Genomic DNA, 15253 nt, shown 5'->3' with positions numbered 1-15253 from the left:
AGGGAGATGGGCGCAGCGCTGCGGCGGATCCAGGTGGGGAGCGCGCTGAGCGCGTTCGGACTCGGGTTCACCGTTCCGTATCTGTACGTCTACGTGGCGCAGGTGCGGGATCTTGGTGCCGGTACGGCGGGTGTCGTGCTGGCTGTCTTCGCCATGGCAGCTCTGGCCGTCCTGCCGTTCACCGGGCGGGCCATCGACCGGCGCGGGCCGATGCCCGTGCTGGTCCTCGCCGCCGCCGTGGCCGCCGTGGGCGCTGCCGCGCTCGGGGTGTCCAGCAATGTGACGACCGCCGTGCTCTCGGCCGCCGTGCTCGGCGCGGGTACCGCGGTGATGCAGCCGGCGCTCGCCACGATGCTGGTGTGGTGCTCCAGCGCCGCCACCCGTACGCGCGCCTTCGCCATGCAGTTCTTCCTGCAGAACCTGGGCCTCGGGATCGGTGGGCTCTTCGGCGGACTGATCGTCGACACGAGCAGCCCGTCGAGCTTCACCATGCTGTTCCTGATCGAAGCGGTGATGTTCGTCGTGCTCGGCGTCGTGGCGGGGACCGTGCGCATGCCGCGTACCCCCTCCTTCCCCGACGCCAGGCCCACCGACGGCACGGCCCCCAAGGCCGGGCTGCGGACGCTGCTCTCGCACCGGGCCATGGTGCAGCTGTGCGTGCTGGGCTTCGTGCTCTTCTTCGCCTGCTACGGACAGTTCGAGTCCGGGCTCGCGGCCTACGGCACCGAGGCTGCCGGGATCAAGCCCTCGACCCTCGGTATCGCGCTGGCCGCCAACACCGCCGTCATCGTCGTCGCGCAGTTCGTCGTGCTCCGGCTGGTGGAGCACCGCCGTCGCACCCGGGTCATCGCCTGGGTCGGTGTGATCTGGGCGTTCGCCTGGATCGTGGCGGGGTACGCGGGTCTCGGGCACGGCAGCCAGACCATGGCGACGGCCGCGATGATCTCGACGTACGCGCTGTTCGGGCTCGGCGAGTCGATGCTGTCGCCGACCGTGGCCCCGCTGGTCGCCGATCTGGCGCCGGAGTCGATGGTCGGTCAGTACAACTCGGCCTTCGCGCTGTGCAAGCAGTTGGCACTGGCGGTCGGACCTGCCGTGGGCGGGCCCATGGGGGCGACGCTGCACGGGCCGTACATCGTGACGTTCGTGCTGTTCTCGCTGGGCATCACCGTGCTGGCACTGCGGCTGGGCCGCCGGCTCACCCCCGTACAGGACCAGCCTTCGCTCGCGGCCGTGCCGTCGAGGGTGGTGGCCGTGTCACTGCCGGCGGCCGAACCGGCCGCCGCGCCCGCCGCCGCTCACTGAGGCAGCGCGAACTCGCACCACACCGCTTTGCCGCCGCCCGGCGTACGACGGCTACCCCAGGACGAGGCGATCGTCGCGACGATCGAGATGCCGCGTCCCGCCTCGTCCGCCGGTTCGGCGCGGCGTCGGCGCGGCAGGTGGTCGTCGCCGTCCGTCACCTCGATGATCAGGCGGCGGTCCGTGCGCCGCAGACCGAGCCGCATCGGCGGAGTGCCGTGCTGGAGGGAGTTCGCGACGAGCTCGCTCGCCGCGAGGACACCCAGGTCGCACAGCTCCACGGGGAAGCGCCAGGACGTGAGCACTCCCGTGGCGAAGGCGCGGGCGCGCGGGGCGGCCTCGATGCCGCCGAGCAGATCGAGCGAGGCGTTGTGGAACAGCTCCGCGTTCGTCCCCGTACGCGCCGGGTGCTGGACGACCAGCACGGCCACGTCGTCATCGTGTTCGGCGGTCACGCCGAGGGAGCGGATGAGACGGTCGCAGACGACCTGCGGTGATCCCTTGGCGCCGGAGAGCGCGCGCTCCAGCGCCGCCACGCCTTCGTCGATGTCCTCGCTGCGCCGTTCGACCAGACCGTCCGTGTAGAGGACGGCGGTGGAGCCCGGGGGCAGGGCGATCGTGCCGGAGGTGTGGATCCAGCCGCCGGTGCCGAGCGGGGGGCCGGTCGGGTCCTCGGCGCGGTGGATGACTCCGTTCTCGTCGCAGACGAGGATCGGGAGGTGGCCGGCCGAGGAATAGACCAGCCGGCCCTCGTTCGGATCGTGGACCGCGTAGACGCAGGTGGCGATCTGGCTGGCGTCGATCTCGGCGGCGAGGCCGTCGAGGAGCTGGAGCACCTCGTGGGGCGGCAGGTCGAGACGGGCGTAGGCGCGGACCGCGGTGCGGAGCTGGCCCATGACCGCCGCGGCGCGCACGCCGCGTCCCATCACGTCCCCGATGACGAGGGCCGTGCGCCCCGCGCCGAGGGTGATGACGTCGTACCAGTCGCCGCCGACCGCCGCGTCCGTGCCGCCCGGCTGGTAGGTGGCGGCGATCCGCAGGTCGTCGGGCTGCTCCAGCTCCTGCGGGAGCAGGGAGCGCTGGAGGGTGACGGCCGTTTCGCGGTGGCGCCGTTCGCTGGTGCGGAGCCGCTCGGCCGCGTCCGCGTGGTCGGTGACGTCGGTGGCGTACACGAGCACGCCGCCTTCGCTCTCCTTGTCGGAGGCGGCCACGGGGGTGCACGTCACGGTGTACGAGCCGCCGCCGAGGACCTTGCGGGACTTGACCGTGCGGGGTGTGCCGCTGCGCAGCACCTGGTCCAGGAGCGGCAGCAGGCTCAGCTCGACGAGCTCGGGCATGGCCTCGGCCGCCGGTACGCCGGCGGTGCGGGGGCCGAACGCCGTCTCGTACGCGTCGTTCACGTAGGTGATGCGGTGGTCCGGGCCGTGCAGCAGGGCGACCGGGGCGGGGAGCTGACCGAGGATCTCGCGGGCCGAGAGGTCCTCCAGGCCCGGCCCCGGTACGGGCGCGTCGGCGGGGGCTTCGTCGTCGCCGTCCGGCAGGACGGTCACGGTCTCCGGCCGGGCGTACTCGGCGCGGGCAGCCGGGACGGAACTGCGGTCGTCCCGCGCGGCGGCTCGTCGCTGTGTGCCGGGAAGGCGGGCGCTCCAACGCGTGAAGTTCACGGAATTTCTGGCCTCGTGTGTCGGTCTGGTCCGCTCGGGCGGGCTGCTTCTGCTGCCGGTTCTTCTTCCGGTTCTTCTTCCGGGTCCGTGCCCGGTTCCTCTGCCGGGGCGGGGCACCGGGGGGCGGACCCCGGGAAGGCGCAGCCGGGCCTCGTCGTGCGGGTGGGGCGCCGCTGCTGGTCACTGTTGGTCACTGCCGGCGGGTCACTCTGTGCAGATGTGGGCCCACCTATGGTCACACGTCCAGTGTGACGGTCCGCACTGACAGTCGTCGTCCAGCCGTCGGTCGGCCGTCCGACGGCCGGGGATCCCGGGGCTGAACGTAAGCCGTCGGAATGTCGCCCGGGTCCTGGTCGGAGGGGTCAGTCTGCGGTCTTCGGCGGGTCGCCGTCCTTCGGGGGCGCCGCCGGTTTTCCGGGGCTTGCGTTGCGTCCGGGGCCGCCTGCGGCGAGGGAGAACTCGGCGCGCGGGTGTTCCAGCGAACCGAGGGAGACGATCTCTCGCTTGAAGAGTCCGGCCAGGGTCCATTCGGCAAGGACGCGCGCCTTCCGGTTGAACGTGGGGACCCGGCTCAGGTGGTAGACGCGGTGCATGAGCCAGGCCGGGTAGCCCTTGAGCTTGCGACCGTAGACGTGCGCGACGCCTTTGTGGAGACCGAGCGAGGCGACGGAGCCCGCGTAGGAGTGCCGGTATTCCTTGAGCGGCCGTCCTTCGAGCGTGGCGAGGACGTTCTCCGCGAGGACCGCGGCCTGGCGGACCGCGTGCTGGGCGTTCGGGGCGGTTTCCCTGCCCGGTTCGGCGGCGGTCAGGTCCGGAACGGCCGCGGCGTCGCCGGCCGCCCACGCGTGCGGGGCGCCGTCGACGGCGAGCGTGGCCGCGCAGCGGATCCGTCCGCGGTCGGTGAGGGGCAGGTCGGTGGCGGCGAGGAGCGGCGCGGGTTTGACGCCCGCGGTCCACACGAGCGTGCGGGTCGGGAAGCGGGAGCCGTCGCTGAGTACGGCGACCCGGTCCTCGCACGAGTCCAGACGGGTGTCGAGGCGTACGTCGATGTTGCGGCCGCGCAGCTCGCGGATGGCGTACTTGCCCATCGCGTCACCGACCTCGGGCAGGATGCGGTCGGACGCCTCGACCAGAATCCATTTCAGGTCCGTGGCCTTGATGTTGTGGTAGTACCGCGAGGTGTACCGGGCCATGTCCTCGAGCTCGGCGAGTGCCTCGACGCCCGCGTAGCCGCCGCCGACGAAGACGAAGGTGAGCGCGGCGTCGCGGATGGCGGGATCGCGCGTGGCGGAGGCGATGTCCATCTGCTCGATGACGTGGTTGCGCAGGCCGATGGCCTCTTCGACGGTCTTGAAGCCGATGCCGAAGTCGGCGAGTCCGGGGATCGGGAGGGTGCGCGAGACCGATCCGGGCGCCATGACGATTTCGTCGTACGCGATCTCGAGTGCGCCGGTGCCGTCCTCGCCCGAGGCGAGGGTGGTGACGGTCGCGGTCCGTTTGGCGTGGTCGATGTGCTCGGCCTCGCCGATGACGATCGTGCAGTGCTTCAGGACCCGGCGCAGCGGTACGACCACGTGCCGGGGTGAGATCGAGCCGGCAGCCGCTTCGGGGAGGAAGGGCTGGTACGTCATGTAGGGCTCGGGAGTGATCACCACAATCTCGGCATCGCCGCTCTTCAGTCTCTGCTTCAGCTTCCGCTGGAGACGCAGCGCTGTGTACATCCCGACGTAGCCGCCACCGACTACGAGAATGCGCACACCTGGCCGGGTGCCGGGGGTCGTCCCCGGGGAATCTGGAGCCATCACCATCCCATGACGCAACGGAGTCAGGTGTTTGTCCACAGGCCCGGCAAATTGTGTGACTGGAGGTCAGGGGTGGGCGGGTGGCACCCGTGCGCCGCAGGATGCGGGACCTGCGCAGGTCAGACGTTGCGGGAGGGGTGGTGGGCAGGGGTGGAATCAGTAACCAACCGGTCCTTGCTCCGATCGGGGGGCGCTCCGTACGGAACTACCCCCTTCTGAATTGACCCGGGCTCAACTATGTTCGTAACCCGTCGGGGTGTCGGGTGCGGGTGATGATCCACTCCTCGGCGGATACGGCGGGGAAGTCTCCGGGGGGAGACGTCATAACCGGGGGAAGTCATGCACATTCAGGATTCGCATTGGCAGGCTGCTGTCTCGTCCTCGTCCGAGGGCCATGGACGGCTGAGCGCGGTGGGAGCGGTCGCGACCGCAGGGGCGGCTGGGACCGGCGCCCGTCAGGCACCGCTCCGCGTGGACGCACAGCGCAATCTGGAACATGTACTGCGGGCCGCGCGTGAGGTGTTCGGCGAGCTGGGGTACGGGGCTCCGATGGAGGACGTGGCGCGTCGCGCCAGAGTCGGTGTCGGCACGGTGTACCGACGGTTCCCGAGCAAGGACGTGCTGGTCCGGCGGATAGCCGAGGAGGAGACCTCCCGGCTGACCGACCAGGCGCGGGCGGCGCTCGGACAGGAGGAGGAGCCGTGGTCGGCCCTCTCCTGTTTCCTGCGGACGTCCGTGGCGTCGGGTGCGGGCCGGCTGCTGCCGCCGCAGGTGCTGCGGGTCGGTGTCGAGGGGGACGAGACGACCGTGTCGGTGCGGGAGCCGGGCACGGGTGCCGTTGCCGACCCGGCGCCGGAAGGCGTCCTTGAGGCGACGCGCGTTCCGCAGCAGCGGCAGGGCGTGGGCCAGCCCGATCTCCGGGTGGTCTCCCAGCGCCCCGCCGTCGAGGAGGCTCTCGACGACGAGGACGCGGGTGCGGCCGAGTTGCTGGAGGTCGTGGGCCGGCTCGTCGACCGGGCGCGGGAGTCGGGAGAGCTTCGCGGGGATGTGACCGTGGCCGATGTGCTGCTGGTCATCGCCACGGCGGCGCCCGCACTGCCCGATGCGGCGCAGCAGGCCGCGGCATCGGCACGGCTGCTCGACATCCTGCTGGAGGGGCTGCGGTCCCGGACCGTCTGATGTGTCCGGTGTCCGCCCCTCGACGGGCGGACACCGGTACGGTCGTGTTCGTCAACTGTGCGACGCGGGGGGAGGGTTGCATCCTCCCCGGACGGGTGATCTCTCGTGCCCGCATGCGGGAAAACCACCTCGGATGAGTGGTTGCCGGGGCCAACAGTCCGTGGCGATTGCACTCTGTGGCACTCTTGCCCGGTTCGGGTCCGAAGGCGCATACGGGGGCTTCCGCGATGAGCGGTGACGGGCAGCAGGAAGTACCACTCGACGGCGTCGCTGCCGTGGGTGGGGGCACGGAGACCGGCGGACAGGTGCCGAGTCAGGCCGGACCGGGGCGTTCGGCCGGTGACGCCGAAGGCGGCACCGTCCTGCCCGGCCCCTGGCCTGCTCCCGTCGACGACTCCCCGGACGGCGCCCCATCGGCGGACGGTCCGGACGAGGACGCTTCCGCGTACGCGGTGCCGCCACAGCGCGAGGGCGGCAGTGCCGCCACGGACGACGTGGTGTCCGACGCCCAGCTGATCCAGGCCATGCGGACCGGTGACGACCAGGCGTACGACGAGCTGTTCCGGCGCCACTCGGGTGCCGTGCGCCGTTATGCGCGCAGCTGCTGCCGCGACGCGCACACGGCCGACGATCTGACGGCCGAGGTGTTCGCGCGCACGCTGCAGGCGGTACGCGGCGGCAAGGGACCCGAGGAAGCCGTCCGGGCCTACCTCATGACCGCCGTACGGCATGTGGGCGCCGCCTGGACGAAGAGCGCCAAGCGGGAGCAACTGGTCGACGACTTCGCGGTCTTCGCCGCCCAGTCGACGCGTACCTCCGAGCTCTCGGACGACGACACCCTCGAACTCGGCGCCGATGTGCTGGCGATGCACGAGGCCGAGCAGTCGATGGCCATGCAGGCGTTCCGCAGTCTGCCCGAGCGCTGGCAGGCGGTGCTCTGGCACACCACGGTGGAGGAGGAGTCGCCGAGCGAGATCGCCCCGCTGTTCGGGCTGACCGCCAACGCCACGGCCGTACTGGCGAGCAGGGCCCGCGAAGGGCTCAAGCAGGCGTACCTGCAGGCGCATGTGAGCCAGGCCCTGACGACGGGCGGCGACTGCGCCCAGTACGCCGACCGACTCGGTGCGTACGCCCGGGGCGGCCTCCGTATGCGTGCGGAACGCGGACTGCGCAAGCACCTGGACGAGTGCGCGAAGTGCCGGATCGCCGCAGGCGAGCTGACCCATGTCAACGCCGGGATTCCGGCCCTGCTGCCCGTCGCGGTCATCGGTTGGTTCGCCGCCGGCTATTCGCTCAAGGCTGCGGGCATCGTCGCGGGAGGCGTGGCCGGTGCGACCGGTGCCGGTGCCGCCGCGGCGGCCACGGGCGGCGGCTCGTCCGGGGCATCGGCCGGTGGCGCGGCGGCTTCCGAGGGCCTCGGTGCGCCGGCGAAGGCCGGGATCGCCGCGGCGGTGGCCGTGGCGGCTGCTGCCGGGCTGGTGTGGGCCCTGGTCGGGGACGACCAGCCGAAGCCGGAACCGAAGCCGGTGGCCAAACCCCCGGTGGTGGCGCCGGTCGTCCCGAGCCCCGAACCTCCTCCTGAGCCGAAGCCTCCGGCCCCGCCCGCGCTCGCGCCGGCCCCCGAGCCGAAGCCCACGCCGAAGCCGACGCCCAGCCCGACTCCCCCGCCGAGTCCTGCGCCGAGCCCGAAGCCCACGCCGCCCCCGCCTCCGCCGGCCCCCGAGCCCACGCCGAAGCCGCCGACGCCCACACCGCCGCCCCCGCCCGCTCCGGCGCCGGAGGTGTACCAGGTCAGCGAGTTGAGGTACTCGGCGTTCGGGGACCACACCGAGCCGGAGGTGGTGATCGGGCAGAGCAGCTGGGTCTGGCAGCGTTCGGGCCTCTCGATCGGCGCCACGCAGTACGCGCACGGGGTGACCGTGCACGCCAACTCCTCGGTCATCATCCAGCTGAACCGTCAGTGCACCCGGTACGAGGCGATGGTCGGCGTCGACGATCTGACGATGGGCCTCGGCGCGGTGCGCTTCTCCGTGTTCGACGGGGCCGGGGCGCGGCTGTGGCAGTCGCCGGTGATGCGCGGCGGCGATCCGGCGGTCCCGGTGGGGGTCGGCATCGCCGGCCAGGAGAGGATCCGCCTCGTCGTGGAAGCGGCGGAGCCGTTCGGCGCGGTGGCGCTGGCCGACTGGGCGGAGTCGCGCATCAGTTGCGCCTAGGGGTGTCCGACGGCAGGACGCGGCCTTACGGCCCGACCCAGGGGAGTGTCCGACGGAAGGACGCGCCCCTTGCGGACACGGCCTGGGGTGGTGTCCGCGCGCCGGGCCTCCGCTACGACTGAAGTGTTCGCCTGGCCGGGACCACGCCGCCCGCGACCGCGCGTCGGCGCGGAGCCGCCGTGCCCGTCCAGCAGGTGCCCCGCCGGGCGAGAAGGCGTCGGAGCCAGAGCTCCGTGGAGGCCAGCTCGGCCAGCCCGTCCAGCGGGAGCGGCTCGCCCTCGGACGCGGCCCGGAGTGCCTTGCGTACGACGCGCGCCTCGACGAGGCCCGCGTCGGCCAGGAGCGGGGCGTCGAACAGAGCGATCAGTTCGGGGAGCGCGGTCCGCAGTCCGACGCGGGTGGCCGCGGTCGAGGTGGCCTGGGACGGGGCGCCCCAGCCCGGCGGCAGGTCCTGGATTCCCGCGCCCGCCAGGACCCTGCGCAGGATCGCGGCGCGCGCCCCCGGTTGGACCCGGAGCGACTCGGGAAGGGCCCGGGCTGCTCGTACGACCTGGTTGTCCAGGAACGGGGCGTGCAGGCGCTGGCTGCGGATCTCGGCCGCCTGTTCCAGGATGCGGTGATCGTTGGCGTGCCGGGCGAGGGCGGCGCGTGCGCGGGCCTCGCCCGGGCGCTGTACGGAGGTCGGACGGACCGCCGCCTCCTGGAGACGAACCGATACTTCAGCCAGTGCCTCCCCCGTCAGCCAGCGGGCCGCGGGCCCCGGTCTCGACCAGGCGAGGGCGGAGAGCGAAGCGTCCGCGGGGGTGTCGAGGTCGGGGGCGAACCTGTTGGCGTCCGGCAGCCGGTCGGCCGCCGCTTCGAGCCCGGTGCGGTACGACGTACGGGCGAGGCGACGTGCGGCCCGGTAGACGGACAGCGGTACGAACAGGGAGTGCGCGGAGGGGCCTTCGGCCTTCGCGAGCGCGGCGACGGGCTTCAGCAGGTGGCGTCTGCGCCGGTCCATCAGGAGGTCGGCGAGGCGAGCCGGATGGGCGTCGAGCACTTGGCGTGCGCCGTGCCCGACGAAGTGGTCGGCGCTGCCCGCGGCGAGGCGGCTGCGGTGGCGGGCGGAGACGACGAGGGACGGGCCGGGTTCATCGGTGAGCGGGCCGTCCAACTCCGCGTAGGGCAGGGCCTCCTCGCCCGCGGCGACGACCACGTGGTGCAGCCTGGGGTTGGCGGCGATGAGACGGGCCCGTTCGAGTTCGGCCTCGTGGCCGCGTGCGGTGAGGTCGTTGAAGGTGACGGCGAGCAGTCGCTCCCCCGCTCCGGTGCCGTGGCCGAGGAGGGTGCCCGGCAGCCCCGGCAGTCCGGCGGCCAGCAGTGCGAGCGTGCCGGACGCGCTGCCTCCGGACAGGTCGGCGCCGATGCCGGGCACCGGCGCACCGCGCGCGGCGCGCCGCTCGGCGGGCCCCATGCCGGGCACGGGCCCGGGGTCGACCGGCAGCGCCTCCGGGGCGTGGCGCGGCGCCATGAGTCGCGCGCGTACGGCTTCGACCAGCGCGTCCCGCACTCCCTCGACGGCTCGCACCGGGTCGGTCTGGGGGGCCGCCACGGCGAGGGAGGCCACCGCCTCGTACCCGGTGACCTCGCGGGAGCCCTCGCGCAGGATGAGCGCGTGGCCGGGCGGGATGCGCTTCACGCCCACGTACGGCGTGCCGTTGCCCAGCGCCTCCGGGGTGTCCGGGCAGGCGAGCAGCGCGGCCAGATGACCGATGTCCAGCTGGGCTTCGATGAGGTCGGCGAGCGGGAGGGCAGCGGTGGCGTACGCCGTGCCGTTCGCCCAGGGGGTGTGGAACACCGGCCGGGCACCCGCCAGGTCTCCGGCGACGGTGATGCGGCGGCCTATCTGGACGACGGCCGTGTAGCTGCCGGGCCAGGCCGTGAGGTGGCGCAGCGCTCCTCCGCGGGCGGCGAGCAGACCGACGCGCAGTTGCTCGTCGGTGGCTCCGCAGCAGCCGAGGACTGCGATCCGGACGGTGGGGGCGCCCTGGGGCGTCGCGACGGTGACGACTCGGATCTCGTCGGGACGCCAGTCCCCGACGGCCCACAGCGGATCGGGGTCTCCCCAGAGGAGTTGGGAGCCCACGGGGTGAACCGTGCGCCCCTCGTCGCCCCCGCCCACCGCGCCGACGGTGCCGAAGCTCGCGGCGATACTGCTCCACCCCACCAACCAACGCATCGCCGCCTCCACAGGCTGTGGACAAACCGGCGTACCTGAACAGAGGAACGCCCACTGCGGGACATGCTGCCACGACAACGGCCCACCGGAGGGGGTACGGGCAGCGCACGCCGTAACTGCATGCGCCCCTGGCAAAGGCCCGACAGCCCCTCCCTGCGGAGGCCACCAACGGAACCTAGTCTTCCGGGCGTTGCGGCGTACAGCGGAAGAATCGGCAGCGTGTCGGCCCCCTGGAACGAGTGGTCGGAATCCGGCCACCACTCGACCGCCCGCACCGGCACGACCCGATAGGCGTCATTCAGCCAATCTCGGAGCGCTTCGCCACGGCGTGTGCCCCTTTTGCGACGCATCGCGACGACGAGGCGGGCGCACACGACGGCGGGCGGGCACCCCGGCTCACCGCGCGCCCGTATCCCGCGCGAACACACAGTCCGGGAGGTGTGCGTCACCTCCCGGACCGGTCCGCCGCCCGCGGGGAATGGGGCGGCGGTATCCCCCAGCCCACTGAGTCCAGTGCAGCGGGCCGACCCACGCAGCACCATCGAAGCGCTTGCACCCCGGCCGGACGAGAGCGCACGGCCGGGCGCACGGCCACACACCAGGAGCACGTCCCCTGCGCCCCGGCCCGCCGCCGCGGCCTCCCCCGGACACCCGTTGCGAGGACGTCGCGCGCCCCCCGGCGGCGTCCCGGCCGCGGTCCCGCGGCACGCGGCCCGCCGCCGCCGGCGGACAACATTCTCGCCATACGGACGTCTGCCCCTTAACGGTAGGGATCCGGCGAACTACGCTGTGTTTACTGACGTTCTCGGCAGGGAGGCATATTCCTCGGGGCTCGGCCAAATGCGTGTGCGGCCGGAGTGCCGGGGTTCGTCCCTGGGGAGGACACGGTACGAATGCCGCGCGCCTCACCGGTGACGCGGCGGCCGTCTGTGTGTCGAGGGGTGGCGCATGTCCAGGGAGCAACGCGGGCCGAACGAGAAGCTCGGCACGGTTCTCGCCCTCGCGGGAATCAGTAACGCCGGGCTCGCCCGGCGGGTCAACGACCTCGGAGCGCAGCGCGGTCTGACACTTCGGTACGACAAGACCTCGGTGGCCCGGTGGGTCTCCAAGGGCATGGTGCCCCAGGGCGCCGCGCCCCATCTCATCGCTGCGGCGATCGGCGCCAAACTCGGCCGCCCGGTCCCGCTCCACGAGATCGGGCTCGCGGATGCCGACCCGGCGCCCGAAGTCGGCCTGGCCTTTCCCAGGGACGTGGCCGAGGCGGTGCGCTCGGCGACCGATCTGTACCGGCTGGATCTGGCCGGACGGCGGGGCGGCGGCGGGATCTGGCAGTCCCTGGCCGGATCGTTCTCCGTCAGCGCGTACGCGACACCCGCGTCCCGCTGGCTGATAACGCCCGCCGACTCCTCGGTGGCACGGGACTCCACGGCCGCGGAGGCCGCGATCCTCGGAGCACCGGGATCGCAGGGCGCGCCCGGAGCGCACGGAGCGCACGCCGCCGTGCCGGTGCAGCCCGGACCGGACTCGGTCTTCGACGCCTCGCCCCTGCGGGTCGGCCACAGCGATGTGACCAAGCTCCGGGAGGCGGCCCAGGACGCACGCCGCTGGGACTCCAAGTACGGCGGCGGGGACTGGCGTTCCTCGATGGTCCCGGAGTGCTTACGCGTCGACGCCGCACCCCTGCTCCTCGGTTCGTACAGCGACGAGGTGGGCCGCGCGCTGTTCGGTGCGTCGGCCGAACTGACCAGGCTCGCCGGGTGGATGGCGTTCGACACCGGCCAGCAGGAGGCCGCGCAGCGCTACTACATCCAGGCACTGCGCCTGGCACGCGCCGCCGCCGACGTCCCGCTCGGTGGCTATGTGCTGGCCTCGATGTCCCTCCAGGCGACCTACCGCGGCTTCGCCGACGAGGGCGTGGACCTCGCGCAGGCCGCCGTCGAGCGCAACCGCGGCCTCGCCACCGCCCGCACCATGAGCTTCTTCCGGCTCGTGGAGGCACGCGCCCACGCGAAGGCGGGCGACGCACCCGCCGCCGGAGCCGCGCTCAAGGCCGCCGAGAGCTGGCTGGAACGCTCACGGACCGGCGACGCCGACCCGCCGTGGCTGGGCTTCTACTCGTACGACAGGTTCGCGGCCGACGCCGCCGAGTGCTACCGCGACCTGAAGGCGCCCCGGCAGGTGCGGCGCTTCACCGAGCAGGCGCTGTCCAAACCGACGGAGGAGTTCGTCCGCTCGCACGGCCTGCGCCTCGTCGTGTCGGCGGTCGCCGAGCTGGAGTCGGGCAACCTCGACGCGGCGTGCGCGGCGGGGACGCGTGCGGTGGAGGTGGCGGGGCGGATCTCCTCGGCACGCACCACGGAGTACGTACGGGACCTGCTGCACCGGCTGGAGCCGTACGGGGACGAGCCGCGGGTCGCCGAGCTGCGGGAGCGGGCCCGGCCGCTCCTGGTGGCTCCGGCGTAACCCGCGTAACCCGCGTACCGACGGAACCGACGTCCCGCCGCAGCGGTCGTCCCGGCACCCGCTGGGGCACCGGCACCCGCGGCGGCATGTCCACGCCCACTGCATGTCCACGCCCGCCGTGCGGTCCGCGCCCGCGCACACTGTCCGCAAGACACGGATACGCCCCGGTACGCCCACCCGGCGGGGCGGCACACCCGCGGAAGGTGTGCGCCACGCCCTGCCCATCCCTGGTTTGAGCCCGTTGTCAGTGGGTCAGTGCACTATCGGGGTGGGAGGTGGCGTGATGACGACGCACGCGGCGTACGACTGCGAGGTGCTGGTGATCGGCGGCGGGATCGTCGGTCTGTCGACGGCGTATGCGATCACGCGTACCGCTCCGGGCACCCGGGTCACGGTCCTGGAGAAGGAGTGGGGGCCGGCCCGCCATCAGACGGGGCGCAACAGCGGAGTGATCCACAGCGGTATCTACTACCGCCCGGGTTCGCTCAAGGCCCGCTTCGCGGTGCGGGGCGGCGCCGAGCTGGTCGACTTCTGCGCGGAGCACGGCATCGCCCATGCCGTGACCGGCAAGCTGATCGTCGCGACCGAGCGCTCCGAGCTCCCCCGGCTGCACGGCCTGGTGCAGCGTGGCCGTGAGCACGGCCTGCCGGTCCGGGAGCTGGGACCGGCGCAGATCGCGGAGTACGAGCCCCATGTCCGGGGCCTCGCGGCGATCCGGGTCGGCACGACGGGCGTGTGCGACTTCGGCGCCGTCGCGGCCCGCTTCGCCACGGAGGTGAGCGAGGCGGGCGGACAGATCCGTTACGGGGCCGAGGTCACCGCGATCGACCGCCGCCCCTGGGGTGTGGCGGTGCGGACGGCGGACGGCCAGGTGGTCCGGGCCAGGGTGCTGGTCAACTGCGCCGGTCTGCACAGCGACCGGGTCGCGCGGCTCGCGGGCGACGAGCCGGGCGTGCGGATCGTCCCCTTCCGGGGGGAGTACTACGAGCTCGCCCGGGAACGGCTGGTGCGCGGCCTGGTCTATCCGGTGCCGGACCCCGCGTTCCCCTTCCTCGGGGTGCATCTGACCCGGGGCTTCGACGGTTCCGTACACGTCGGACCGAACGCCGTACCCGCACTGGCCCGCGAGGGATACAGCTGGCCGGTCGTGCGCCCGCGTGAGCTCGCGGCCACCCTGAGCTGGCCGGGGTCCTGGCACATCGCCCGGCGCCACTGGCGGTACGGGGCCGGGGAGCTGCACCGGTCCCTGTCGAAGCGTGCGTTCACCCAGGCCGTCCAGCGGCTGCTGCCCGAGGTGACGGAGGACGATCTGCGGCCGTCCCCCGCGGGGGTCAGGGCCCAGGCGGTGCTGCGGGACGGCACGCTGGTCGACGACTTCCTGATCCGTGAGGCACCGCACACCGTGCACGTGCTGAACGCGCCCTCGCCCGCCGCCACGGCCTCGCTGCCCATCGGGAGGGAGGTGGCGCGGCGGGCCCTGCTGCGGGCTCGTGCCACGGGGTGGAAGCCACCCGCCGTAGAATCGGGGCATTGTGTCTGAGTCCCTGAACCCCACCCCCGAGACGCCCGGCGCCACGGACGACGCGGCTGCCCTGCGTGCCGCCTCCTTCGAGCGGATGCGCCGGCTGCGCCAGGAGCCCCGCTTCCCCGGCGGGCCGGCCGCAGATCCCGCCGGCTCGCACCACGAGCGCCGGATCCGCAGTTTCCAGCCCCGCCGCAGCCGGGTCACCGCAGGCCAGGAGGACGCCCTCCAGCGGCTGTGGCCGAAGTGGGGCCTGGACATCGACGGGCTGCGCGTCCTCGATCTGCCCGAGCTCTTCGACGGGCTGCCCGTGATCCTGGAGATCGGCTTCGGGATGGGTGAGGCCACCGCGCAGATGGCGGCCGACGACCCGGGCACCGGCATTCTCGCCGTCGACGTGCACACCCCCGGCCAGGGCAATCTGCTCGCCCTCGCGGACCGGGCGGGTCTGACCAACGTCCGGGTCGCCAACGGCGACGCGATCATCCTGCTGCGCGAGATGCTGGCGCCCGAGGCGCTCGACGGCCTGCGGGTGTACTTCCCCGACCCCTGGCCCAAGGCCCGCCACCACAAGCGGCGGCTGATCCAGCCGGAGTTCCTCGACCTGGTGGCAGGGCGGATGAACCCGGGCGCCGTGGTCCACTGCGCGACCGACTGGGAGCCGTACGCGGAGCAGATGCTGGAGGTGCTCACCGCGCATCCCCTCTTCGCGAACACCCAGGCGGACGGCGGTTACGCGCCACGGCCCGCGTTCCGGCCCCTGACCCGGTTCGAGGGCCAGGGCCTGGACAAGGGACACGTCGTGCACGACCTGCTCTTCGCCCGCGTCTGACACACACCGGGACCTGGGACCCACCGGGACCTGCGAACCCCCTGGGCCCCCGGCC

Annotated in this window: 9 protein-coding genes; 6 read left to right on the top strand and 3 right to left on the bottom strand. The window is 73.0% G+C overall.

Features of this window, described 5'->3' with window-relative positions:
- Positions 1–6: 6 nt before the first annotated feature.
- Complete coding sequence (locus tag OG230_RS19145) at positions 7–1305, top strand: MFS transporter (protein ID WP_328911447.1); 1299 nt, start codon at positions 7–9, stop codon at positions 1303–1305.
- On the opposite strand, the gene OG230_RS19140 is transcribed toward OG230_RS19145, so the two are convergent.
- Positions 1299–2966, bottom strand: a complete 1668-nt coding sequence (locus OG230_RS19140) for an ATP-binding SpoIIE family protein phosphatase (protein ID WP_328904941.1) — start codon at positions 2964–2966, stop codon at positions 1299–1301. The genes OG230_RS19145 and OG230_RS19140 overlap by 7 nt on opposite strands.
- 362 nt (positions 2967–3328) lie before the next feature.
- Entirely contained in the window at positions 3329–4723 is a 1395-nt protein-coding gene (locus tag OG230_RS19135; RefSeq protein ID WP_328904940.1) for an NAD(P)/FAD-dependent oxidoreductase, read from the bottom strand.
- A 384-nt stretch (positions 4724–5107) separates the two neighbouring features.
- On the opposite strand from OG230_RS19135, the gene OG230_RS19130 reads away from it, so the two are divergent.
- The gene (locus OG230_RS19130) at positions 5108–5947 is read left to right on the top strand and encodes a TetR/AcrR family transcriptional regulator (RefSeq protein ID WP_328904939.1); all 840 of its coding nucleotides are present in this window, start codon (positions 5108–5110) and stop codon (positions 5945–5947) included.
- 227 nt (positions 5948–6174) lie between these two features.
- The gene (locus OG230_RS19125; RefSeq protein WP_328904938.1) at positions 6175–8160 is read left to right on the top strand and encodes a sigma-70 family RNA polymerase sigma factor; all 1986 of its coding nucleotides are present in this window, start codon (positions 6175–6177) and stop codon (positions 8158–8160) included.
- A 112-nt stretch (positions 8161–8272) separates the two neighbouring features.
- On the opposite strand, the gene OG230_RS19120 is transcribed toward OG230_RS19125, so the two are convergent.
- On the bottom strand, positions 8273–10381 hold the full coding sequence (locus OG230_RS19120) for an asparagine synthase-related protein (RefSeq protein WP_328904937.1): 2109 nt from the start codon (positions 10379–10381) through the stop codon (positions 8273–8275).
- Between the two features lie 948 nt (positions 10382–11329).
- Here OG230_RS19120 and OG230_RS19115 point away from each other — a divergent pair.
- From OG230_RS19115 to trmB, 3 genes are all read left to right on the top strand, one after another.
- Positions 11330–12844 (top strand): sporulation protein, encoded by a 1515-nt coding sequence (locus OG230_RS19115; protein WP_328904936.1) that lies wholly within the window; start codon positions 11330–11332, stop codon positions 12842–12844.
- 283 nt (positions 12845–13127) lie between these two features.
- Positions 13128–14384, top strand: a complete 1257-nt coding sequence (gene lhgO, locus OG230_RS19110; RefSeq protein WP_328904935.1) for an L-2-hydroxyglutarate oxidase — start codon at positions 13128–13130, stop codon at positions 14382–14384.
- Positions 14377–15198 carry a tRNA (guanosine(46)-N7)-methyltransferase TrmB gene (trmB, locus tag OG230_RS19105; RefSeq protein WP_328904934.1) on the top strand — a complete coding sequence of 274 codons (822 nt, stop codon included), beginning with the start codon at positions 14377–14379 and terminating at the stop codon, positions 15196–15198. Before lhgO ends, trmB begins: the two co-directional genes overlap by 8 nt.
- Positions 15199–15253 lie beyond the last annotated feature (55 nt).

Origin of the sequence: Streptomyces sp. NBC_00234 (assembly GCF_036195325.1) — a bacterium.
In the GTDB taxonomy this organism is placed as follows: Bacteria; Actinomycetota; Actinomycetes; order Streptomycetales; family Streptomycetaceae; genus Streptomyces.
Note: the sequence above shows the minus strand (reverse complement) of the source record. Positions and strands in the feature narration are given on the sequence as shown.

Excerpts from the sequence above, each read along its gene's own strand:
- OG230_RS19125 (WP_328904938.1), top strand. The coding sequence starts at position 6,175 with ATGAGCGGTGACGGGCAGCAGGAAGTACCACTCGACGGCGTCGCTGCC.
- lhgO (WP_328904935.1), top strand. The coding sequence starts at position 13,128 with ATGACGACGCACGCGGCGTACGACTGCGAGGTGCTGGTGATCGGCGGC.
- OG230_RS19120 (WP_328904937.1), bottom strand. The coding sequence starts at position 10,381 with ATGCGTTGGTTGGTGGGGTGGAGCAGTATCGCCGCGAGCTTCGGCACC.
- OG230_RS19115 (WP_328904936.1), top strand. The coding sequence starts at position 11,330 with ATGTCCAGGGAGCAACGCGGGCCGAACGAGAAGCTCGGCACGGTTCTC.
- OG230_RS19130 (WP_328904939.1), top strand. The coding sequence starts at position 5,108 with ATGCACATTCAGGATTCGCATTGGCAGGCTGCTGTCTCGTCCTCGTCC.
- OG230_RS19145 (WP_328911447.1), top strand. The coding sequence starts at position 7 with ATGGGCGCAGCGCTGCGGCGGATCCAGGTGGGGAGCGCGCTGAGCGCG.